23 protein-coding genes, 1 tRNA gene and 2 pseudogenes are annotated in these 22,467 nt (G+C 57.8%); 12 read left to right on the top strand and 14 right to left on the bottom strand.

The annotated features are described in order from the left end of the window. From cas7b to C486_RS01540, 10 genes and pseudogenes are all read right to left on the bottom strand, one after another. Positions 1 to 1,053, bottom strand: a complete 1,053-nt coding sequence (cas7b, locus tag C486_RS01580; protein ID WP_008452272.1) for a type I-B CRISPR-associated protein Cas7/Csh2 — start codon at positions 1,051 to 1,053, stop codon at positions 1 to 3. Further along, positions 1,046 to 3,175, bottom strand: a complete 2,130-nt coding sequence (cas8b, locus tag C486_RS01575; RefSeq protein WP_008452268.1) for a type I-B CRISPR-associated protein Cas8b/Csh1 — start codon at positions 3,173 to 3,175, stop codon at positions 1,046 to 1,048. The genes cas7b and cas8b overlap by 8 nt, the downstream gene beginning before the upstream one ends. After that, a complete protein-coding gene (cas6, locus tag C486_RS01570; protein WP_008452266.1) occupies positions 3,168 to 3,974 on the bottom strand; it encodes a CRISPR-associated endoribonuclease Cas6 in 807 nt (268 codons plus the stop codon). Before cas6 ends, cas8b begins: the two co-directional genes overlap by 8 nt. Positions 3,975 to 4,815: 841 nt before the next feature. Further along, a pseudogene (locus tag C486_RS01565) lies at positions 4,816 to 5,082 on the bottom strand (nucleolar-like protein); the annotation flags it as partial. A gap of 131 nt (positions 5,083 to 5,213) precedes the next feature. Beyond that, a complete protein-coding gene (locus C486_RS01560; protein ID WP_008452261.1) occupies positions 5,214 to 6,341 on the bottom strand; it encodes a DUF63 family protein in 1,128 nt (375 codons plus the stop codon). Positions 6,342 to 6,428: 87 nt separating this feature from the next. After that, the gene (locus tag C486_RS01555; protein WP_008452259.1) at positions 6,429 to 7,232 is read right to left on the bottom strand and encodes an inositol monophosphatase family protein; all 804 of its coding nucleotides are present in this window, start codon (positions 7,230 to 7,232) and stop codon (positions 6,429 to 6,431) included. A gap of 212 nt (positions 7,233 to 7,444) precedes the next feature. Next, positions 7,445 to 7,630, bottom strand: a complete 186-nt coding sequence (locus C486_RS01550; protein ID WP_049910034.1) for a hypothetical protein — start codon at positions 7,628 to 7,630, stop codon at positions 7,445 to 7,447. 421 nt (positions 7,631 to 8,051) lie between these two features. Continuing rightward, a complete protein-coding gene (locus C486_RS19790; RefSeq protein ID WP_083865981.1) occupies positions 8,052 to 9,833 on the bottom strand; it encodes a 5-methylcytosine restriction system specificity protein McrC in 1,782 nt (593 codons plus the stop codon). Positions 9,834 to 9,839: 6 nt separating this feature from the next. Beyond that, complete coding sequence (locus tag C486_RS19785) at positions 9,840 to 11,069, bottom strand: AAA family ATPase (RefSeq protein WP_008452252.1); 1,230 nt, start codon at positions 11,067 to 11,069, stop codon at positions 9,840 to 9,842. 293 nt (positions 11,070 to 11,362) lie between these two features. Next, a tRNA-Leu gene (locus C486_RS01540) sits at positions 11,363 to 11,445 on the bottom strand. Between the two features lie 270 nt (positions 11,446 to 11,715). On the opposite strand from C486_RS01540, the gene C486_RS01535 reads away from it, so the two are divergent. From C486_RS01535 to C486_RS01520, 5 genes and pseudogenes are all read left to right on the top strand, one after another. Next, positions 11,716 to 11,982, top strand: a complete 267-nt coding sequence (locus tag C486_RS01535; RefSeq protein WP_228371023.1) for a hypothetical protein — start codon at positions 11,716 to 11,718, stop codon at positions 11,980 to 11,982. A gap of 423 nt (positions 11,983 to 12,405) precedes the next feature. Next, positions 12,406 to 12,858: pseudogene (locus C486_RS19780) on the top strand (DDE-type integrase/transposase/recombinase); the annotation flags it as partial. Between the two features lie 131 nt (positions 12,859 to 12,989). Continuing rightward, a complete protein-coding gene (locus C486_RS20720) occupies positions 12,990 to 14,222 on the top strand; it encodes a C39 family peptidase (RefSeq protein ID WP_152419099.1) in 1,233 nt (410 codons plus the stop codon). A gap of 736 nt (positions 14,223 to 14,958) precedes the next feature. Beyond that, positions 14,959 to 15,459 carry a hypothetical protein gene (locus C486_RS01525; RefSeq protein WP_008452246.1) on the top strand — a complete coding sequence of 167 codons (501 nt, stop codon included), beginning with the start codon at positions 14,959 to 14,961 and terminating at the stop codon, positions 15,457 to 15,459. Between the two features lie 35 nt (positions 15,460 to 15,494). After that, on the top strand, positions 15,495 to 15,785 hold the full coding sequence (locus tag C486_RS01520) for a hypothetical protein (RefSeq protein WP_152419098.1): 291 nt from the start codon (positions 15,495 to 15,497) through the stop codon (positions 15,783 to 15,785). Positions 15,786 to 15,811: 26 nt separating this feature from the next. Here C486_RS01520 and C486_RS21280 read toward each other — a convergent pair whose 3' ends face one another. Continuing rightward, on the bottom strand, positions 15,812 to 15,988 hold the full coding sequence (locus C486_RS21280; RefSeq protein ID WP_160164285.1) for a hypothetical protein: 177 nt from the start codon (positions 15,986 to 15,988) through the stop codon (positions 15,812 to 15,814). 40 nt (positions 15,989 to 16,028) lie between these two features. Then, positions 16,029 to 16,157, bottom strand: coding sequence for a hypothetical protein (locus C486_RS22550; RefSeq protein WP_008452240.1), 129 nt, complete (start codon positions 16,155 to 16,157; stop codon positions 16,029 to 16,031). Between the two features lie 102 nt (positions 16,158 to 16,259). Here C486_RS22550 and C486_RS20715 point away from each other — a divergent pair, with 102 nt between their 5' ends. The 5 genes from C486_RS20715 to C486_RS01495 all read left to right on the top strand — a co-directional run bounded on the left by C486_RS20715 (position 16,260) and on the right by C486_RS01495 (position 19,168). Continuing rightward, positions 16,260 to 16,457 (top strand): hypothetical protein, encoded by a 198-nt coding sequence (locus C486_RS20715; protein WP_152419097.1) that lies wholly within the window; start codon positions 16,260 to 16,262, stop codon positions 16,455 to 16,457. Next, positions 16,450 to 16,944: a DUF309 domain-containing protein gene (locus C486_RS01510; RefSeq protein WP_008452238.1), complete on the top strand. Its 495-nt coding sequence runs from the start codon at positions 16,450 to 16,452 to the stop codon at positions 16,942 to 16,944. Before C486_RS20715 ends, C486_RS01510 begins: the two co-directional genes overlap by 8 nt. Before the next feature lie 249 nt (positions 16,945 to 17,193). Then, positions 17,194 to 17,991, top strand: coding sequence for a succinylglutamate desuccinylase/aspartoacylase domain-containing protein (locus C486_RS01505; protein ID WP_008452236.1), 798 nt, complete (start codon positions 17,194 to 17,196; stop codon positions 17,989 to 17,991). 128 nt (positions 17,992 to 18,119) lie between these two features. After that, a complete protein-coding gene (locus C486_RS01500) occupies positions 18,120 to 18,464 on the top strand; it encodes a glutaredoxin family protein (RefSeq protein WP_008452234.1) in 345 nt (114 codons plus the stop codon). 119 nt (positions 18,465 to 18,583) lie between these two features. Further along, positions 18,584 to 19,168, top strand: a complete 585-nt coding sequence (locus C486_RS01495) for a DUF7110 family protein (RefSeq protein WP_008452233.1) — start codon at positions 18,584 to 18,586, stop codon at positions 19,166 to 19,168. Positions 19,169 to 19,236: 68 nt separating this feature from the next. On the opposite strand, the gene C486_RS01490 is transcribed toward C486_RS01495, so the two are convergent. Then, positions 19,237 to 19,803 carry a hypothetical protein gene (locus C486_RS01490; RefSeq protein ID WP_008452231.1) on the bottom strand — a complete coding sequence of 189 codons (567 nt, stop codon included), beginning with the start codon at positions 19,801 to 19,803 and terminating at the stop codon, positions 19,237 to 19,239. Between the two features lie 121 nt (positions 19,804 to 19,924). Between C486_RS01490 and C486_RS01485 the strand changes: the two genes are divergently transcribed. Next, the gene (locus tag C486_RS01485) at positions 19,925 to 20,434 is read left to right on the top strand and encodes a hypothetical protein (RefSeq protein ID WP_008452229.1); all 510 of its coding nucleotides are present in this window, start codon (positions 19,925 to 19,927) and stop codon (positions 20,432 to 20,434) included. Here the strand turns inward: C486_RS01485 and C486_RS01480 are convergent. After that, the gene (locus tag C486_RS01480; RefSeq protein ID WP_008452227.1) at positions 20,431 to 21,177 is read right to left on the bottom strand and encodes an SDR family NAD(P)-dependent oxidoreductase; all 747 of its coding nucleotides are present in this window, start codon (positions 21,175 to 21,177) and stop codon (positions 20,431 to 20,433) included. The two genes, C486_RS01485 and C486_RS01480, sit on opposite strands and share 4 nt — an antisense overlap. A 310-nt stretch (positions 21,178 to 21,487) precedes the next feature. On the opposite strand from C486_RS01480, the gene C486_RS01475 reads away from it, so the two are divergent. After that, a complete protein-coding gene (locus C486_RS01475; RefSeq protein ID WP_008452224.1) occupies positions 21,488 to 22,459 on the top strand; it encodes a phosphoadenosine phosphosulfate reductase family protein in 972 nt (323 codons plus the stop codon). The last annotated feature ends 8 nt before the right edge of the window (positions 22,460 to 22,467 follow it).

The raw sequence follows: 22,467 nt of genomic DNA, 5'->3' as shown, positions 1-22,467 counted from the left end.
TCACTCCTCCGGCGCGGTTGCTTTCGCGTCTTCGTACACATCGATCACCCGGACGGATTCATTACCGACCGCCGATTCGAGGGCGTCGTAGAGGAACTCGTTGCCGCCCGTCTCACTGTCGACGGAGACTTCGAGGACATCGCTGGCGACGACGTGGACGGTATCGATCCGATCGGACGCATCCTCGAGTCGCTCGAGCAGTGCCGACACGTCGACACAGATGTCACGGACGTTCCGAAGTTCCTCGATGGGGTTGGATTCCTCACCGTCGAGCTCGAGGTCCTGATCGAGCCCACCGAGATGGAAGCTCTCGTCGGCGTACTCGACTCTGAGGTAGAGCCGGGGCTCCTGTCCGACCTTGCTTCGGCTGATCGTCTGATTCTTCAGCGCACGCCAGCACAGCGTATCCAGCCGCCGCACGTCCCGATCCGACAGGAGCGTGTCTTCGGCCCCGTGTTCGTCGACGAGCCCGTGGAACCCGATGAAGGCGTACTGGATCCGATGGTCGTCGAGGTCGAACCCGCCCTGTGCCTTGTCGTCGCCGGTCGCGATGACGCTGGTGAGGCTGTTGTACTCCTCGTTCTCCATGACTCGGTGGAGCGACTTGCCGGGCGAGAACTGGACGGGACCAGTGAAATGATCCGGGAGATGGTCGACTTTCTCGTCGTCCATGTCGACGCTCATCGTCGCACCGAAGTAGCGAATGTCGGCGCTGTTTTCGAGGAACTGACTGAAGACGGCGTTCTCGATATCGTCCTCGTCGACATCGTCGAGATCGATGTCTTTGAGCCGGTCCTCGAGGAGGTCTTCGCGAGTCGCCTGATCGCCGTCTTCCTTGACGTTGCGAATGTAGACGCCGTGGCCGTCGTCCTGTAGTTGATCCCGCAGGTAGCGCTTGAGGCGAACATCGGTGACGATCGCCTGATCCGTATGAGGGTCGATCCGTGGTCGGTTCGCGCCGCTGAGAGGGTTACCGTTGGGGTTCGCGTCGACTGCGTCGTACGTGAAGACGATCTCGGATCTGTTCGAGACAGTGGGGTAATGTTCACTCATTGGTGTCAGGGGATTCATCGGTGGTTTCGTCGTCGGTCGTTGCGTCGTCCTCGTTCGTCGATCGGTCGTTCATACCGTAGGTCAGGCCCAGGGCGTAGTAGAAGCGCAAATCATCGGTGCTGATCACCCAGCCTGACGGATCGTTTCCAGCCATAGTTTCGACGATAGCGTTCGTGACTTCTTTGTACATCGTTGAGTTGATATTCGATCCTTTCTTGGCCATCTCTCGGGAGTAGACGACATCTTTGTCGATTACCTCCTGGGTGATACGCTTGATCTTGGTTTTGGTCATCGACTTGATCGGGTACTGGTCGATGACGGTAGTCGACCGGTCGTGGTAGCCCTGCTGGTAGGTGCCGACTTGGCCGACGAGCGTACCGAGCAGGAACGCCCCCTTCCGTTCGGGGTCGTCAAGACTGTCCGTCTGTTCGATGAACGATTCGAGTTTCTCGGTGCGATCGAGGGCGGCCGTACCGCCGTCGTTTCGTGCGTGTTCTGGTTCCATGGTGTCGTAATCGGGACCGTCGATCAGTGTCGATTCGGTATCGCCGGTGTCCGTCGTCACGAGATCGGCGTTTTCGAGCGCGCACAACTGTGCGAACTGGGAGGCGATCAGGAGTTCCGGTACGTCGTCGCCGTCTCGATCGAGCAGTCGCTCAACGTAGGCGCTGATGAGTTGATGCCGCGGGACAGGGTCGCCAGCAAGTATCGAGACGTGGATATCGATTCGCTCGTCATCGACCGTCGCATCGGTGTCCTCGTCGGTGAAGGGAAAGGTCCTGTAGAGGTAGGCACCTGACGCGACCATCTCGCGCACCTTCTGCTCGTGGTCAAACGGGGCCGTCAGCGCCCACTCCTCGTGGGAGGGAATCGGCGGTGTTCGGTCTTCATTCCTGTCGTCGTCCTCGTCGAAGACCCAGCTTTCAGCGACCTTCTCGTGTTTCTGGCCGACATCAGTCGGGTAGTGGATCCGGCCGTTCAGCGTCTCACCGTACACGTCGAAGCGGGACATCTGGTGTTTCATGACCGCTGCGACGTAAAATCGCAATCGGCCCTCGGAATTCGCTTCGTGATCACCCAACTCGTCGTAGAGCGTCTGGACCGGACCCATGTCGTCGGCCTGTGTGACGCTGTGAAGCGCCGCGTACAGGTTGTAGCTCTCCGCAGGCGTCGGTCGACCGAGGAAGTACGGGAGGTAGTACACGTCGGCGTTGAACGTCCGGTAGGAACAGGCGTCGACGAACTCCTCGGCGTTCATCAGCGTGACTGCCCCGTCCTCGGAGATGGGGTGGCTCCGCCACGCTTCGTCCGGATCCAGCCCCGGGAACTTCTCCATCTGCTTGCCGAGGAAGTAGTTAAGTGGATCCTCCGCAGTGCCGACGGTTCGGGTGCGCTCACCGCTGATCAGATCAGTGGCCTGGCCAGCGGAGTTCGTCGCCTGTCCCTTCGAGACCAGTTTCGAGAGTTTCCGTGCACGCATCGCCTCATTGAACACTGGCACGTCGCCGGGCCACTCGTAGTCCGCACCCGCTTCTCGGCGGACCTGTACGGTTAGGAGTGCCGTAGTCGAACCGCCGAGTTCGGCTTTGACTGCGGACCGGATCCGGTCGAGGTTCGATTCCTCATCGCCGACGGTTGCCAGCCCGCGAATGACCTCTCCATCCGGATGTTCGTCGGCAACATCCTGAACGACATCGTCAGTCGCCCACTTGGTCAGGCGCTCGCAGGCGTAGCGGGCCAACTTCTCAGGATCGCTGTTACGTCCCGAGCGGTGAGTAACGCTGTGGTCGATCCCGCGCGCGGCGTTGTACTTGCAGTGGGCGACTTTCTGGACGAGATCGACGGCGTACTGGGTGATCTTGACGGGTTCATCTGCGTCGAGTGCGGGCCGGTCGCCGGAGATATCGACCCGGACGACGATCAGGCTCTCTTCCGCGCCGATCAGGTCGTTGGCCTGATCGGGTGTCAGATACGCCGCGTAGTCGCCGCCACCGGCCGTCGCCAGCGTGTACAGTCGTCCGTAGAGGTGCTGGATGTCCCGGAGCGACGAGACCGGCCGCTCCGGGAGTTCGTCTTCCAGTTCTCCATCGTACTCCTTGCGGAACTGCTTGGGCTCAAGCATCGACGCGCTCCCTCCGTCCCGATCGCTGGTCCTCTTTCTCGGTGATGTTGACGAACCCGAACCCGAGCGAATTCCGCTCGCCGATACCGGTGTCGAGCGCGAGATTCAGGTGGCGTCGGTGGTGGTCATCGCGGACGGTGTAGTCGAATCGCCATTTGCTCAACACCCACGTCTCGCGTTGACCCTGTGTCACGGTCACCGGGATTGAGAACGTCTTGATCAGGTCTGCGCCGTCGAACAAGTCGTCGCTAGTTTCGGACGGCCCGGGCAGGTAGTCGGGACAAAACCGGTCGTGTTTCTTGTCGAGGTTGTTCTCGATCTGGTTGTGGAACGGCTCCATCGTATGTTCTGGTCGCCAGAATTCCGCCTCGTCGTGGTCGGTTTCGATGTCGTACTCCTCGAAACGCCACGGCGGGATCCGAACCAGCACGCCCGTCCCCGTCTCGATCGTACCCGACGTACCCGGTTCTCCCACATCGGTCGCTAGTCCGTTGACCGAATTGACGTGGAAGGGCATCTCGCCAATGTTCAACTCCCGATCGTCTTTGAAATCGGCAGCGACGTTGGCGAGTAGTTCTTCGTGCGGCGACGCTACGAGTAACGTTCGCTCGTCGCCCTCCCGCATATCTCCTGGTGGAAATGGATTGCTGTACGTGAATCCCTTCGGACGATCCTCGTCGTGTATTTCGTCGTATTCGGTCCCGTCAAGCGCGTTCCAGATTCGACCCCGAAGCTTATGATGGTACGTGTTGTCGTAAGCCGTGTCCGCACGCGCGTGCAGGTGTGCTATCACTCGCATTCGTGTATCTCCCTACTTCGTGTCATTATGTCATTGCAGTACGCTTACCGATTGCATCATAATAAATGTGATTGTGCTAGAGCGAAAGTGGAACCCAAAAGGGTCCATCTGAAACTAGCTTTGGCCCACAGCGGGTCCGAACAAACTTCAACTGCTCCGGGATCCAACTGAAATCGATCTGTACTGCGGGCATGCGTTGAGAGACCGGAATTTGATTTAGTTGTTTTGTCTGTCTTCTGCCGTCTTCTCGTCGTGGATATGCGATCGTTCGATCCAGTTCAACGTCGGCCGAATGTCGGGTCGTGTGATTGGTGGACTCATATTGATGACTCTCTTCGGAGCAACCAAACCCCTAAATCGGACCGACGCGTACGCCGACATGCTGCTAGCGCAGCCCGAGTGGGGTTTAGCTGCTCGGTATTGACGGAATCAGGGCATCTCCCCTTGCACAAGTGGTGCCCTGATACCGGCGCTATGATCATTAGAGGGGAGGCCACATAACCCTTACTTCCATCCTACAGCTGGAGCTAACAAGAAAATTCTAATGCTGATCTACATCGCGTCCCAACAAGACAGGAGAATACCACTGCTCAACTCATAAGGTTCCACTCAATGTGCTTGAACTTCTATGATAATTCTGAAGCATCCAACTACCTTTAGTAGTAGTCCACTCTACTATTTCCACTCCATTGGAGGGAAGGGTAGTGTTTAGTTTGGTCCTTTGGTCTTCATCACACGTCCAGGATTGAAATAACCTCGAGCAGAGCCTACGGAGTCCGGTGCCAGAGTCGCAGCAGGGAGAAATCCAGAACGGGATGAAACACAGATTCTATAATAGTATTCGTCCCATGTCGTCCATTGCCCGGATGGCGTGGACGAGTTGGCGGTCGTCGGCCCGCTCGCGTTCGGTCACCGCGGCCCGCGTCGCGGCCGTCGTCGCCTCGCGGAGGGCGTCGTAGTACTCCTCGGTCTCGCTCGCGAACCCGGCCTCGACCGCGAGGGCGGGCCAATTACGGGGCTCGTCGGCGCTGCCCTCGCGAATCGCGGTCATCGTCGCGTCGGGATCGTCGCGGTCCCCGGCCGCGAACCACCCGTTCGTCTCACTCATGCACGCTCGTTCCCGCCGCGGGCGATTAAAGTCCCCGTTCGCGGTCGCGCCGCTCGGGCGGTCGGCGTGAGCTTGGACTCGAGCGCACGTGAGCGACGAGCCGAACACGATAACACGCGAACCGGAGCCGATCAGACGCCGAACGTCGCCCGCAGCATGTCGCGGGTCCCGGGACCCAGGCCGACGGCGACGACGGTGATCATGAGCAAGACGGCGTAGCGGGGGCTGTCCTCGAAGACTGTCTCGTCGAAGATCCAGATGACGAAGACGGCGGCCGCGATCTTGACGAGCAGGAACGGCCAGGCCGAGCCGGTGGCGGCGACGACATTGGCGGGCAACACGTCGGCCGTCGTGTTAGCGATCGCCCGGTTGATCGGGTGTTTCGGGACGAGGTTGGTCGGCAGGCCGAGGGAAGTCGCCCAGTCGAGTCCGACGACGTTCGCGACCCCGTCGACCGCGTGAGCCCAGATGACGACGAGCCCCATCGACCGGGTGCCGCGGTTCAGTTCCGGGGCGACGCGCTCGAGTGTGAGCCAGGTGATCGCCGTCGTCAGCGTTGCGCCGACGAGTACGACGAGCGGAATGAGCGGGTGGAACGCCGCGTAGGGTTCCGTCGCGGCGACGAACCCCAGATACGCGATCGTGATCGTCAGCGCCGCGGTCCCGATCCCGGCCAGCGGGTACTCGTAGCCCGAAACGTAGCCGTTACGGTCGAGCCACACCGAGGTTACGACCGCGAAGAGGGCGATGAAGAAGACGGTAAAGTAGATCAGCGGACTGATGATGAACCCGGACCACGGGAGGTGGATGGCCATCTCGCCGGTCGCTTCGAAGGCCGTCGCGTTGACGTCCTCGACGACCCGCAGCGCGCCGCCAAAGAGCATGAACGGGAACAGGGCGAAAAAGCCCGCGCGGTACCGCTCGATCTCGAGGCGGCGAATGAGGAAGATGATCCCGGTCAGTAACAGGACCAGCGTCGGGATGTAGCCGCCATAGGAGACGAACGTATAGCCCGGTTCGGCGGTCGGACCAGCGCCGGCACCGGCCTCGCTACAGGGGAGTTCTTGGCCGCCGGCCCAGGCGACGCACTCCCAGCTGTGCGCGTCGGCGACGACCGGCCCCCAGAAGTATTGCCAGATGAAATCGACGTACACTCGCTGGGGGAACAGGACCGCGCCGAGGACCACGACGGCGGCGAGACTCGCGACGGTCGCGGCCCAGACGCGCTCGGCCCCGAACCGGTCGATGAAGTCGTCCATACCGGAATCCGATAGTGGCGGCCGCTTACCGTTTCCGGTTTCAATGCGCGGGACTCTCCGATCGGCTGACCGGGGTCGGCTCGTGGCCTACGCGACGATGTCGCGGGTCGCGGCGAGCAGGTCGTCGTGTACCGCGCCGTTCGAGGCGACCAGGCCCGTGCTGTCGTGTCGCCAGCGGTTTCCCTCGAGATCGGTGACGACTCCGCCGGCCGCGCGGATCGACTGCACGCCGGCGACGGTGTCCCACGGGTTCGTTTGCAGGTTCGTCATCGTCCCCTCGAGCGTGCCCGAGGCGACCAGCGCGAGTTCGAGTTGGGTACAGCCGTAGCGGCGCATGTCGCCGAACCGGTCGACGACCGCGCGGGCGGCCGTGGCGTACTGGTCGCGCTGGTCGAAGTCCCACCAAAAGGTCGGGCAGACGGTGGCGGTTTCGGGGTCGGTGCAGTCGCTGACCGACAGCGGGTCGCCGTTGCGGAAGACGCCATCCGGGCCGACGCGGTACGTGTCCGAGAGCGCGGGACAGTCGAACGCGGCGGCGACCGGCTCGCCGTCGACGACGGCCGCAACGGCGGTGCCGAAGGCGCGCGAGCCCCGCACGTAGTTGTTCGTGCCGTCGATGGGGTCGACGATCCAGGCCGGACCCGTTTCGGGGACCGTCTTCAGCGCGTCCTCCTCTTCGCCGACGACCGGATCGTCCGGGAACGCCGTCCGGATGGTCTCGATGACCGTCTCCTGTGCGTCCCGATCGACCTGCGTCACGACGTCGGTTTTCCCGTCTTTGTGCTCAACGTCGAGGTCGGTTCGAAACGAATTCGCCGCGACGGTGGCACCGTCGGCGGCGGCCTGCATCGCGACGGCCGCCCGTCTGGTGTCCGACTGGGGCTCGTTCATATCCCATCGTCGGGAGTCGTGAGTGAAAAGTGGTCCTACCTGTCCGTCCGCGGCCCGACCGGTTCGCTCAGGGAGCGACGCCACTGTCAGGCCGGAGAACGCGCTCGAGGCCCCGTTTACGGGCCGGCCGATCGACGGTCGATGTCGACGTGGTGGTGGTTCCGATGGCCCCCGCCGCCCGGCCGGCTGCCCGCCGAGGCTCGAGGGAGCCCCTAGTCCTCGCGGTGAACGAGTGCGGGCGGCACCGAACAGCCACAGGGGCTGACCGAGCCGGTCATGGGACCGGAGACGGTGAGGAACGCGATCCGTTCGCCACAGCGGGGACAGTCGGGGGGCGACGAACCGTCGCGGTCGGCAGCGGTGTCGTCGCGGTCGGCGGCGCTGCTGTCGCGGTCGATGGCGGTCTCATCGCAGTCGGCGGCGGTGTCGTCGCTCTCGGATTCGTCGCGGCCGCTACGCATACCGACCACTCCGCGACCATCGATGCACAGCCGAAGCTAATTCCGTCGGGCGATTCCGCGGTCGTGCGGGACGTTTATATCCCGGTAGAATGTATGCAAGCATGGCAACCAAAGCGGGTCGCTTTGGAAGCCACGTCTCGGGTGTCTCAGCACCCGGGGCATTTGCGTGCAGCCCCCTATATTCTGGAGCGTGACTTCCACTTTACCAGTTGACGTGTTGGGACTTATATCTACTGCTTATAGCGCGGAACGGATCGGGCTCGAGTCTACTATTGATCCGCTATTTGTCTTGTCGTTGTGCTCGCTGTCGAATGTATATTAATCGGAGTTTAGATAATATTGAGTGTGTCCAATACCCTTACCATTTTAGTTTTATGTATTTTGGATCTGAAACCTCAACTATTTCTCCATGTCGGGTTCGTACATTGTAGTATTTTATCGCCTCACCTTCCCAATTGTCCTTCTCGTGTGGAATGTTTTCATTTGCATTATTTGGTATGAATAGGGGGATACAAAAATCATATTGGTCAGCTGGTGAAAACCCGTTTTTGATCTGACTAAGTAGTTTATGTCGAAATGACTTTGAGAGATTGTCGAATCGTGCAGCCTCGGTTGATTGTTGAATCGCAGACCTACGGACTCCTCGAGCAAAGGAAGTGATATTATTTCTTCCTACTTGAAGTGAAGGATATTGGGATATATTATCTATATCTATTGTCCTAACATCTTGATGCGCAATTCGATAGCTAAGATCATCACGAAGTTCTTCAATTGATCTATCGATGTCGAACTGAGATTCAAGATAGCTACGAATCGCCTCCCGGTAGGAGTCAATACTGAAGTCGCCCCCAGGCCTGACTAGTGTTACTTCTCCTTCGCGAAGGGCGAGTTTTCTTGAAACCGGTTCTCCAAATGGACAAAGAAACGCCATATCGTCGGCGTCCAATAGATAAGCATAACTGAACATACGAGATCGGACTTCTCCTCGCTGACTTGGATCATTATTTCGTGAGTAGTATTTGCTGTCAAGAACTGCGATGACTTCTTCTGAATTTTTAAGGACATGGTCTGGTCGATATGTCCCCACAGTATCATCATCAAATATTTGTAAGGTAGGCTCATACTCTACAGTTACTTCTCCATCAACATTGTGAGGAGAGATATCATTGAGACGCTTGATTTCTTCTTCTAGAATTAATTGGGAGAAAGTCTCAAAGACTTGATCCATGTCGAGGATAAAATCAATTGTCAAATCTTCTCGGCCAGATTCAAGCGACTGTCCTGTTGTAGATGAAAGGATGGTCTTAGAGGTTTTGACTGCTTCTTCGTAGTAACGACGTTGTCTTGGAAGATCCTTAACATCTGTCTTCTTAATCTCTTTCAGACTTATACCTTCGTCAGAAATGCCTATATCATCAAAATATCTTATCTGTTCTCGTAATTCGCTAAATATCTGGAAGAAATGGCTATGCTCATACTCTCCGGCAGAATCCTGAAATAAGCGCAGCAGTTGTTTTCCGGCTAAGTAGATGAGACTGTTTGCTGGTGTTGAATAATCTACTTTCTTCTGAACAAACCGATGTTTAGGGATTCCGCGTGATTTGTTCAATAAACTCTCTTCGACATTAATTCTCCCACGGCCGCTCACAGCATCGTATTGTTCATTTTTGAATTGTCTAATGAATCCGTTTCGATGGATTGGTTGAATGCTATTTAGAAAATTTATGGTGATTACTACAAATATATCATTTATTTCTATGTCTTCTGAGAGAAAATCATCTATCGGGATTCCATGATATCTTAGAGAGCGGTTGCGTTGCTGAATAGCAAGAAACATCTCTAATATTTCTTCCCAACCAATCTTGGGATTTATTTGTAATTTCGACGTGGGGGTGAGGTTAACTACGCCCACTACATCCTCAACAGATATCGTGAGCGTTCCGTCATCTACGGTGGCTTTCACAACGCTACGTTCCTCTTCATTGCCTATCGTAGTACGAGTTTTTTCAAACTCATTCGCGGCTACCTTATCAAATGCAGCCCGTTGGAGTTGCTTCCCAATTTCTGGTGGACAATCTTCGATCGTCTTCTCGTCCCGCTCTCGAATTTGTACTCGATGCGGGAGAGTACTGCTACTCATGATGGGTTATGTACCCATTCTCTGCTCTTCTGATTCAAGTTCAGACTGTACTAGCTCCGTTGCACGTGACAGATCAAATGCGAATTCATCATCTAGTATCTCATAATGGTCTACAAGCTTGTTAATCTGTGAATATGTTGCTGAATTCAACAACCGAGGGACAATATATGTTCTAAATCCTTCACCAACGGCGAGACGCGGTTCATCTTCATAGACCCCATCAACTTTTGTTGTTTTACCAATGAAGTTTGCAACGTCCTCGTAGTGCATGGGACCAAACTGCATGACTCCATCGTTGTTGCTCTCACTACCAATTCCATTTAGACGGGAATAATCTGTTTCAAACAGCCTTTTAAGCTCCTCCGGATCAACCATGGTATCAGTCAGGTGCTTATCTATCCATGTTGAGAACAATGTCTGTCGATCGTCTTGTTCGTACTCAGATATTTCAATCATTGCAAACCGTCGAGTGATTGCATTATCAAGTTCATTTACTGTGCGATCTGACATATTCATTGTACATATAATATTCACACTTGGATCTAACTCAACAGTCCTTCCATTGTCAGTAGTGAAAATGGTTTGATGGTTGTTTTCAATGGCAGTATAGAGTGGACCAAAAATCTTAGAGATATCTGAACGTGTTAGCTCATCGATTATTACAGCATAATCCTCACTGAAGTCTCGTGCTCGAAGAACAGCTTTAGAGACGCAACCTGGTTCTTTGCGGTAGCTAATAGTATCCTTATCGTATTCAGGCTCCACTCGGCCGATGATATCTTGTTTTGTCCAAGATGGAGATGCTGTCTCTAGCGTATACCCGACACTTGTCTCTAGGGCTAGTTGTTTAGCAAATGTAGTTTTACCAGTACCTGTTGGTCCATAGAGCACAACTGGCTTTCCTGCTTCTAAAGCCCCTAATGCCGACTTTCGAGCGGAATCGGGCACGAGACTTTCCAATTCTGTAGTGTCATCGCCACGAGTTGCAACTTTCTGTTTTAAGCTTCTGGGTGCTTTTTCCGACTCCAATAGTGCTTGTCTAACAGGACCAAGCCCTTTTTTACCGTCGTGAACTGTGTCGATATTGTGTTCTTTTATCAGTAGTTTGAGTGCTTTTTCGTCTGCAGCATTTTTCACAACATCAACTGCCATCTCCGTATTTGATTTTAATGGACGATCCAGTAGTTCCTTAATATTCTCAACAGTATATGTGTCTGCCCCATCACTAGTTGCCATAGAATATGATAAGTAATCCACATGCATAAAACCATACGTCTAGTATATTACGCCACATAAGATTGAGAAGAAATTCTAATATTATCTGGTCAAGTATCCCACGCCAATTTTTGTGGGGGCTGACAAGGAATCCTTGTTTTGATGGTTCTACTGATAGGGCGTGTCTGTATAGTGACGAACCCCTCCCCAAAATATGTCGTTTAGTATATACTACAACTTCTTGCGAACTTATTTTACGGCCATCAGAAGTTTGCGAGGGCAAGACGCTCCGTCTTGCCGCGCACTGTGGTCAGTGCGAGGGGAGGGGATCGAACCCACGAACTCCTACGAGAGCGGATCTTGAGTCCGCCGCCGTTGACCGCTTGGCTACCCTCGCACGCACTCTGTCGTAGGTCCGTATGTGGGTTAAATGGCCCGGTTTCGCTCTCGGTAGTTTCCTCCGATAGAGACACTCATCAGCTACGGAAACGCGATAGCTCATGTATGCTATCATTCAACTTACCCATTTAGTGTCTGAATAATGCTACTACGAGTATATTACAAATAACCAGTGGATAAAACTATTACTGTCTAACGGCAAATCGCCCGTGGGAATATAGTCAGTGAACATCAATATTTATATCCCTGCCGTATCAGTTTGGTTACTATGAGTCGGATTCGACGAGTTGACGACCAACGCGAAATGGAGCGAGTTATTGACGACTACATCACGCAGGGATACCAGGTGAAAAGCCAGGGGGAACGAAGCGCCCGCGTGAAGGACAAGGACTGGGGGTCAGCCCTCGGCCACCTCATCGTTGCTGCATTAACTCTGTGGTGGACTCTCGGGATCGGTAACGTTGCCTATGCTGCGTACAAACGATATACTGCCGATGAAGTAACGATCAAAGTCGATCACGACGATAGCGCTTGAAGCACCACGTCACGTGGTAGCGGCCATGGAACGATCTTCCAGTCCAGTCAGATAGCAGCCGCAATATCACCATCTACTCGCATCTCTCTTTTACGGCTCCTGTGATGACGGATCTAGCCGTAACCGTTCCTCCGGACGATTTCTTGCCCGACTGGTGGCTCCTCGTTCCAGCGGGAATCGTACTTCTCATCGGGCTGTTAAAAAACTCTGAAAAGCGGCACTATCTATAGTAGCAACTGAAACGATTTACACACTGATCGTAACGCTGTCGTGCGATCAGGTGTGCAATGACTTTCAGTTGCTACTATAGTTGAGCCAGTTTGAGAAATGGACAGGCTGTTGAGTTGATTTGGGCTACTGGTCGCAGACCTGCTCAGCGAGCGCTATGACGCGGATTGAGAAGAATCTTGAGAGAACGAGCGGACGGCGACGCCGTCACGGGGTGCTGTTGACGAACTGCTGTCAAGATCAACGGCGAGTAGTCTTGGCTGTATGCTGCAATAGATGTTGAGACAAAAACAATTCTCGATGTCGCGCTGTTTAGTCGACATAGCACTGATCCGGCGGCTGCGTTTCTGCAGAAACTCCGCGAGAAACACGATCTTTCCGAGGCTGAGTTTCTTGTCGATCAATTCGGCTCTCAGACTGCACTCTCTCGAGTAGGATTGAACGTTCCGGGTTAACTATACCGATCGAAACCTGATCGAAAAGTGGTTTCACGCCCTCAAAATACACATCAACCGCTTCCATAATACGTGGGTGGGCAGTCGGGCGAGCGTCCGCGAATGTCTTGAACATTCCATGCAGTACTACAACCGTCAGAGACCACAGCAAGCTTTCGACGGAAAGACGCCGGTCAAGGAGGTCCTGAACTAGGCAGTGCCTCTCAATAAGCCGCCGAAAGCATGCGAATCACATCTTGCTTAACGAACGATAGTAGTTGAAATCTACTAATAATAGTAGCACAGAAAAACTTTATAGTATTACAACCATAATCTACAGACGTTATGTCTGGTAATTCCAGTAAACGACGAACTGTTCTGAAAAGAATCGGCGGCCTATCCGCCGTGCTGGCAACGCCTACAATGACGGGCTCCGCACTAGGGATGGCCGAGGGCAACTCGGCCGCAGTGGTGCGGTCCGATAGAATTTCCGAGTCGATAGCACGTCAGATAGCGAAATCTCGTGTTGAACACAACAGCACGCGCGAACAGTTTTCAGACCTCAATCCGGAAGGACTCGCTCAGCCGGAACTGTTCTATTCCGTCTCTGAGACTGGAACGTACAGGCCGGCCGCTTGGGTCTATCCGATTGAAACTGATGGAAAAGAAGTCGGACACATAGCGGTGAGCGCTCGGCCGGACTCACCCGGGGTTATCAGGTGCAGCACTGGGTTCGCACCACAGACCCAACTGCAACACAACCGAACGCTTCAAAGCGAGGTCGGACGTCTTGAAGATGGGGTGCGGTTCATATATAACAACCCAATGTGTTTCGGGGTTGAGGTTCCAACGACGAACGTCGCAGGCGCCGAGGCTGCAGAGAACGGAAAGTCGACATTCGTCGACCTAAAACACGGATTTACAGCGCCGATAAGTGCAGTTTCGAAGCCAGAATCAACTATACAGACCGACAGAGAGTCGACTGCCGATCGAATAACCCTAGAAGAGGTTAAAGAGACATCGTTCAGTTCGCTCTCTACGGAAAGCATCAGCGGCGTCCCGAATTGGGACGCAAACCTGTGTGGCCCCGATTGGGTTGGCTGTACTCCCGCTGCCTCGTCTATGTGTATTGGATATCATGAGAACATATCTTCTCGCGACTGTGATTTGATGTGGGAACTCAACGATCTTATGGGCACCAACAGCGATGGCGAGACAGTTCCCACGGACTTCGACGACGGTATTGAGGACTACGACTCCTCGTATAGTGCCTCGAATACTGTGTGGGAGCGCCGTTCGGAGATCAAAAACCAGATCGATTCGGGGAACCCCTGTGTGATAAGCCACTGGTTTAACAGTAGCCTTGACAAAAGCGAAATAGATGACGTAGAAGATCTCAAAGGCATAGCGGTCGGCCACTCTGAAACGGCCTACGAATATGAGGAAGGCGACGACCCTGTGTGGAATCCGACGGAACCCACGCTGTACGTAACTACTCATGACACGTACGGAGATATCAACGAAATTACTTTGAAAAGTACAACCCTCCTGTTCCTCGTGCAGTCAATTGATCCATAATGTACACCAAAAATGACTGTCTAGTTGAGCAACACTGAGGTCGAACGTCGTTTCACCGTCTATCGCGGCAGCATTGATAAGATCTGAGATCATACTTTTTATGAACGGTTGACGACTAGGAACTCACGGCCCTTCTCGACGCGCTCGAGCGATTCGTCGCCGAGTTCAAACTCATGGATACACAGCACTGGCAGCTCGAGTACGGCTCACCCAACTTGAGACGGTGTTTCCACACCGCACCAAGGACAGACGGTCAAATGCGAACAGATGGGGCCCACGCGACGATCCGCGTAGTTCGGATCATCGACTCAAGTGATTCGGACCTCGTTTCGCTGGATCAACCGAACGACCTACCATCGACACACCGATGTTCGAAACTCCCAGACGGTGAAAGGCTAAATCAAGCCACTCATGTCTGATCCATAGTTCGAACAACAAAGTCTTGGCGCATGGTCGGTACTGTCCCGACGCTGAGTAGGTGTTACTCGCCGATCTTGCTGAGTCGGCGCACGCGGTGTAGTAGAAATTGACTTGAGCTGCTCACTCACAGAAGAACATGCGTCACTCTGTTGTAACCCATAATCAGTGAGAAGTTCCGGGAGTTATGTTGAAGTGAGGACGCGTGTGCAGCACAGACACGTTCCTAGCAGACATCGACTCGGTTCGATCGATACAGGCGGCTACCTCCGATCTACAGTAGGTTTATTACTGTCGGAATGGGTGTTTATTGCACGCCATGTCCGCCTTCGGCCTTAATAGCCCGGTCGAGAGACGAGTAGCTGAACCCATCCTCGCCGTCCTTTCGATCCTCTTGATGGCCGGGGTAGTCAACGAATCCGTGATTCTTTTGGACACCGTCCACGAATTGCTTTGGTTTCCGGTAACAACACTGATTCCTGGTCTCCTCGCCTTTTCCGTTCTGGTCGGTACGCTGGCACACGGAATCCGACTCAGTTCGGCAGTTCTCGGTTCCGGCAATCGGATCCAGTCCGGTGACACGGCAGTGACTCGGATCCTCGCCTCAATCGTGCTCGGAGCCCTAGCTGCATTCACCCTGTCATGGGCCGTTGCAAGCCTGTACATCCACTATCTGGCGGAAACAGGCGGTGTTTCCCCATCGATTTGGGCGCTGTTGTTCGGGGGGGTACTTGGTGTCCTCGTTTTGTTACGGGCCGTGTTCTTTCGGTTGTTTCCAGAGGGGCCACTGTCCCAGCTGAGTGGCCTGTCCGCCGAGTGATCCTGTATCGCGTGCTTTTTCCTTCCCTTCTGAGCATGCTCGCCGTCGGCGTTTACGCCACGTTCGAGCGCCGGGGTGTCACGGACCTGTTATGGGTTGCACCGCTGTATCCGATCGGCCTCCACTATTTGAATAACTCGTTTGCCGTGCTTTCCAGCGTCGTATTGGCGACGGCATCGGAAGCAACGCAACTCCTCGCGTCTGACCTTTTTGGCGTCCTCATTCTCCTTCTCGGAGTCGCTTTGCTGGCCATCGTAATCGTGCGTCACGATATTGCCGAGTCACTCCACCGTGAGCCGTTTCTCTTCCTTCGTGGCATACTCTGAGTTCGTCGAGACGCCCGTGCTCCCTGTCAACATTGCTGTCTCGTTTCGATCGCATCGACGCCTCGAGCCGCCGTCTTCGGTCCCGTCACGATCGTCTCGCCGGCCCGATTCGGCGACGAACCACAGGTCAGCCCCGCCGACGCGGCCATCCGCCGCCGGGTGGTGTCGACGAGGACCACCCGCTCTTCGGGTTCGACCACCATCTCGAGCACGGGCGCGACGACGGCGGACCGGCCCCGACGCTCAGGCCGTCCGGGTCTCGAGGTCGGCCGCCGTATACCGCCGCTTACAGTTCAGACACTGGTACCCGCCCTCGATGTGGGCGTAGAGGCGTTCGCCGCAGTCCTCACACCGGCCGTAAGGCTGTGCCATCTAGTCCGTCCGATGGGTCGAACCGTCATAAATTCGGTGCCTACAAGCGATAGGGTGTGCATAACCGACGGAATTACCCGCGTACCGGCCCTCCGATCGACTATGGCCGAGCACACCAGCGCCCCGTCCCTCGAGTCGGCGGGACGACCCCCGTCCGCGGGGCACCGGGGTCACGCCACGCCACACTGGACCGCCGGCAGTGACGGCAGGCCGGTCGCCGCCCCGGTCCGCGGCGCACGCGAGTGGGCGCGCTCGAGCGGCACCGAGCCACACCAGCGGCTCAGTACGACCCATGGATGACCACACTCGGGACTACACCGTCGGGCCACCCACCGAGGGGAACCCGACCGGCTGGCGTCGGGAGCGGCCCGAATCGAACGGGTGGAAACACGGCACGCTGCGTCGGGCCGTGGTCCACGGCGTCGCCCTGTTTAACGCCGGCGCGTTCCACGAGTCACACGACTGCTTCGAAGCGGAGTGGTACAACTACGGACGCGGGACCACGGAAAGCGCGTTTCTGCACGGGCTGGTGCAGGTCGCCGCGGGTGCCTACAAACACTTCGACTTCGAGAACGACGACGGAATGCGGAGCCTCTTCGAGACCGCGGGGCAGTACCTCAGTGACGTTCCGAACGACTACTACGGCGTCGACGTGCTCGACGTCCGGACGACGATCACGAACGCGCTGGACGATCCGACGGCGCTGCACGGCTGGCGGATCGCACTCGACGGCAGCCGACCGGAAGCGACGGCGATCGATTTCGAGTACGTCCACGAACTCGACTAACCGCCGGTGGGACGATCCCGCCCGCCTGCCGACCGCCCGGCCTCTCGAGACGGGAGACACCGATCGACCCGTGGAGCCCACGGCCGCGCCGTGACTCCGTGGACGTGACAGGTCCGCCCCGATCGGGTGGGCGGCGCTGCCCACAGCGACTGCCCCTGTCGCGGTCCCGGCTGCCCGGTCACGAGCGCTGACCGGTCGGTTCTGTGAGAGACCGAATCGCCTTTCACGTCGCGGCCCAATTATCGTCCAATGAGAGTTGCACAGCTCGGGTCGGGAACGCCGAAGATCGCAGTCGTCGCGGGCATCCACGGGGACGAACCCTGTGGCGTCCGTGCCGTCGAGCGGCTCCTCGACGAACGCCCGACCGTCAACCGTCCCGTCAAACTCGTCGTCGCCAACGAGGCGGCGCTGGAACGACGGGTTCGCTTCATCGACGAGGACCTCAACCGTACGTTCCCCGGCGATCCGGACGCCGAGACCCACGAAGGGCAGCTCGCGGCCGCGCTCGTCTCGGAACTCGAGGGCTGTCTGACGTTCTCGATGCACTCCACGCAGAGCCACGCCGATCCCTTCGCGATCGTCAACGGAGTCAGCGAGACGGCGACGGACATCGTCCCGCAACTGCCCGTAGCGGCGATGGTCGAAACGAGCAACTTCGCGGAGGGACGGCTCTTTTCCGCCGTCGACACCGTCGAAGTCGAGTGTGGCCTCCAGGGCTCTGAGACGGCGGCCCAGAACGCCGATCGACTGACTCGCGCCTTCCTCACCGCTGTCGGCGCGTTGCCCGGCGACACTGTCGACCGCGAACTCCCCGTCTATCGGCTCACCGACGTCATCCGGAAACAGCAGGCCGACACCTACGAGGTCTTCGTCGAGAACTTCACGCCGGTCGAGGCGGGCGCCCCCTTCGCCGCCGCCGACGGCGACGAACAGGTCGCCGACGAACGCTTCTATCCCGTCCTCATGTCCTCGAACGGGTATCGGGACGTCTTCGGCTACGCCGCGGAGAAACTCGACGTCATCGAGACGACGACCGCGGCCGACTGACCGGTCGCCCCGACGACCCACCGTCCTCCCGACCCTACTGGTGTCCGACCCGGAGCCGACCGGCCGCGATCGGACTCGGGAGTGTGGATGACACAAGGCATATCCCCGCCACCGCCGTACCGTTGCTCATGGAGTTCCCACCGAACCAGGGTCTCGACCAGGACGAAGTCAACCAGCAGGTCGCCGACGCTATCGCGGAAAACGAGGTCGTCCTCTTCATGAAGGGGACCGAACTCATGCCCCAGTGTGGCTACTCCCGCAAGGCACTCGGGCTCATCGACCAGTACCGCGACGACTACGAGACCGTCGACGTTCTCGAGTCACTCGACGAGTTCCGGGTGGCTCTCAACGAGGAGAGCGGCTGGGAGACCATCCCGCAGACGTTCGTCGACGGCGAGTTCGTCGGCGGCTCCGACGTTCTCGAGGAACTCGACGAGCGCGGCGAACTCGAGGACACACTCACTGACGCGTAAGTGACGGTCACTCGGGAGTGATTTATCCCGTTTGATAGTTCACGGATCTAATAGCAGGTCATATAAGTCACGCGCTCGTACTCACAGACCACGACTATCGCCGTACACACCTTCCCACAATGTCAACAGAGGAATCCAGACACGTTTATCGGCTGCATTCGACGCTCGAACTGCCACTCGAAGACCTTCGTGATCACATCGACGACGCGACCTTCCCCGACGGCATCACCGATGTCGAGATCACGCGGCGAAACAACACGCTGATACTCAAAGCCGTCGCCGAGGATCAGTCGGTGAGTAAGTACACCCCGACGGCACAGCTCAAAGCCAGCGTCACCGAAAACCGGGTCTACGAAGAGGACCCGGACGAGCGCCGTCAGAAGTCCTTCAGTTGGGACGAGGAAGAGGAAGAAGAGATCGAGTCCGAACTCGTTGAGTTCGCCGCGTTCAAAGGCGACCGCGAGACCGTCCTCCAGAACTCGCTGTTGCAGTATCAGATGTTCCTCGTCCTCTGTGGCATCGCCGAGGCCGCCGAGAAAGGCACCCTGACGGCGATCTCGGAGCAGGACGGCGATCTCGAGGCGACCAGAATCGTCGACGGCGAACCCCGACCGGCGGACATCGAAGTCGTCGAAGGCCCGCGCGACCACGGCTCCGGGCAGGGCGGCGTCAACTGGCGGGATAACAAGTTCATCACCGACTGAGAGCGGCCGAGCCGTCGGCAACGGGCGGAGGACACGACAGCGCGGACCGTCGTTTCACTGGCAGCGGGTCAGCCGTTCGGATCGCTCGTACGGAGTTCGAGTTCGACCGAATCACCGTCGGCGATCGTCCCGGGAATGCTGCCCGTTCCGTAGCCGGCGTCGAGCGCGAGCCCCAACTCCGTCGTCTCACCCTGCGTGAGCGTAACGTAATTCTCGGGCACGTCGAGTCGGGCGATCCGTTCGGGGCCGGAGAAGCCGCCCTCGGGAAAGAGCATGATGCCACCGGTCGGCGGCACCGCCACGAATATCTCGAGCGTGTGTGACGATTGATTTGTCGCTTCGATGAGTCTCGGAAACGCCGTTACTGACTCATCATTGACACCTTGTCCCGGATCGGTCGCACCGTTGTCGACCGCTGTCAGTTCGATGCTGATCGTCCCCTCGCTCCCCCCGGTCACGAAACCGCCGTCGTCTCCCGACCCGGACGCGAGTCCCAAGAGGGCGGCGTCGTCGACCGTGGTAGAAACGCTGACCCCGCGATCCGCGTCGGTTCGGCTGAACGCGCCGGTACCGAACGCGGCCCCACCGCCGGCGACCATCGCACCGAACCCGATCAAAACCGTTCGACGTTTCATAATTCAGTAACTCCCTCGGCCGCGCGTATATCAAAGTTTAAGACCGTTCCTATATAATAATTCGGTATCAATCGAATCGCCGTGTGACTCCGAGCGTCACCCGACGATTTCAGAGCCGCCCATGAACCGATCCCTGAAGGCGTTCGGCGCACTGTTGGTCGTGCTGGGTGCGGTACTCGGTGTCGCACAGCTCGGCTCCGTCGAGCAACTCGTCGCACAGCGGGACACATCCGCCTCCGTCGCTGCGGAGACCGACGCGTACCTCTCGATACAGAACGAGTACAGTTCCAGGGAGATCTCCAACTACGATTGTTTTTGGTTCATCTGTTATACGAATGAGCAACCACGGACGGTTGCCACGCTCGAGAACAGATATGTCACCGACTATACGACCGTCAGCGCCGAGGTCACCGCCATCGCGGGTGCGTCCGACGACACGCTCGTGGTCAGCGGGTCGCCAGCGTCGCTGACCCAAGGGGAGTCCGGCGAGGTCGTCCTATCGTGTTCGGACACCGTCACGGACGCCGGGACGGCCGACGTGACCCTCCAGATCGCGGTGTCCGACCCGATCTACATCTATGAGGAAACGACGATTCGGGACGTGTCGTACGACTGCGACCCGAACCCCTAGCTTTCGGTGAGTCGGTCCTCCCACTCGTCGGTGGTCATCGACTCGCCGGTGACGCCGTCGGGCCCCTGTGCCGCGAGCAGCGCAGCGGCGTCGTCCATCACGTCCGGTTGCAGGATCTCCTGTCGTTCGGCGTCGGGGAGGTGTGCCCAGATCCGCGTGTTGACCCGGCCGCCGGGATCGATCGCGTTGACGTTGATCCCGTCGGATTCGACCTCGAGCGCGACCGCCCGTGTGAACCCTTCGAGACCCCATTTGGAGGTGACGTACGGCGCAGCGTTGGGGACCGCAGCCGTCCCGAGCCCCGAGGAGACGTTGACAATGTTGCCCGCAGTCTCGTCGGCCGCGAGCATCGCCTCGAGGACGCGCTTCGTGAAGAGCGCGACGCCGGTGAGGTTGGTCTCGATGATTCGGGTCCACTCCGCGTCGGCCGTGTTGACGAGAGCGCCACGGTCGTCGCCGAAGTGTCGGCCCGGTACTCCGGCGTTGTTGACCAGCGTGTTGGGGGTTCCGAAGCGCTCGACCGTCGAACGGACGACGTCGTCGATGGCATCGGGGTCGCGCACGTCCGCCGGGGCGACCAGCGTCTCGCCGTCGGCCGCGTCCGCGACGGCCGCGAGGTCGTCCTCGCTTCGGGCCACGAGGACGACGTTCGCGCCGCGCTCCGAGAGGTGGAGCGCCATCGAGCGCCCCAGTCCTTTGCTCGCACCGGTCACGATGATCGTCTCGTCGTGTAGTGTCGGCATGCAAACGGGTTCTTTCGGGGCCATCGAGTAATACGTTCGCCAGCCCGTCGCCCTTAGTCGCTCGCAGACGATCCGAGTGTCCAGTGTGAGCGCCGAATCGAAGGGTGGGAATCGCGACTCGAGCGCCGCTTGACGGGTAGATTACGACCGCGCTCGGACGCTCAAAGGACCGTCTACCGACGGCGTTATCGAACGGGGACCTCGGGTGGCGTGGGACCGGCGAGCGACCCGACGGCGCAGAAGCTGACTGCCGACAGGTGTTTCCGCCGACCCAAAAGATTTACACCTCCTAATTATATCTAATTACGATATGGCTGAGACCGCTCCCGACTACGCGGCCGTCGATTATTCCGACGGCGACGGCGAAGACCCCGACGAGTATCCACACATCCAGGACAAGATCGAGAAGGCGATCGAGGTCACCCGCGAGGGCTTGGCGGAGTACGAGAACCCGGCGGTCATGTGGACCGGCGGCAAGGACTCGACGCTCACGCTGTATTTCATCAAGGAGGTCGCCGACCGCTTCGACCTCGAGGTACCCCCAGCAGTCTTCATCGACCACTACCAGCACTTCGACGAGATTCACGACTTCGTCGACCACTGGGCCGACGAGTGGGATCTCGAGGTCATCTACGCGCGCAACGAGGATGTCGGCGAGTACGTCGACAAACACGGCTTAGAGCCCGGCGACGACATCGATATCGCCGACCTCTCCGAGCACAACCAACACCACGTCCGCGAGATTCTCGAGTACGAGGAGGACACGTTCCCGTTCCTGCTCGACACCTACGTCGGCAACCACCTGCTGAAGACGGTCGCGCTCAACGACGCGCTCGAGGAGCACGACATCGACGGCGTCATCTCCGGCGTCCGCTGGGACGAACAGGAGGCCCGCGCCGACGAGACGTTCTTCTCGCCGCGCCACGATCCCGACATCTACCCACCCCACGACCGCATCCAGCCCATCCTGCAGTTCGACGAGGCCGCCGTCTGGGAGGCCTTCTGGAACTTCGTGGTCCCGGATACCGTCGAGAACTTCCCCGAAGAGGGCTACGTCCCCGAGGCCGACGACGACCTTCCCGAGGGCGTCGAACAGGACGACATCCCGATCTCGCCGAAGTACTTCGCCGGCTTCCGCTCGCTGGGCAGCGAAGTCAGCACGGAAAAGTCCGACGAGGACCCCGCCTGGTTGCAGGACCTCGAGGGCACGACCGAGCGCGCGGGCCGCGCCCAGGACAAGGAGGACCTGATGGAGCGCCTGCGCGACCTCGGGTACATGTGAATTCGGCG

The sequence above is a fragment of the Natrinema gari JCM 14663 genome (assembly GCF_000337175.1).
Classification (GTDB): domain Archaea; phylum Halobacteriota; class Halobacteria; order Halobacteriales; family Natrialbaceae; genus Natrinema; species Natrinema gari.
This window is presented reverse-complemented; position numbering and strand designations above follow the sequence as displayed.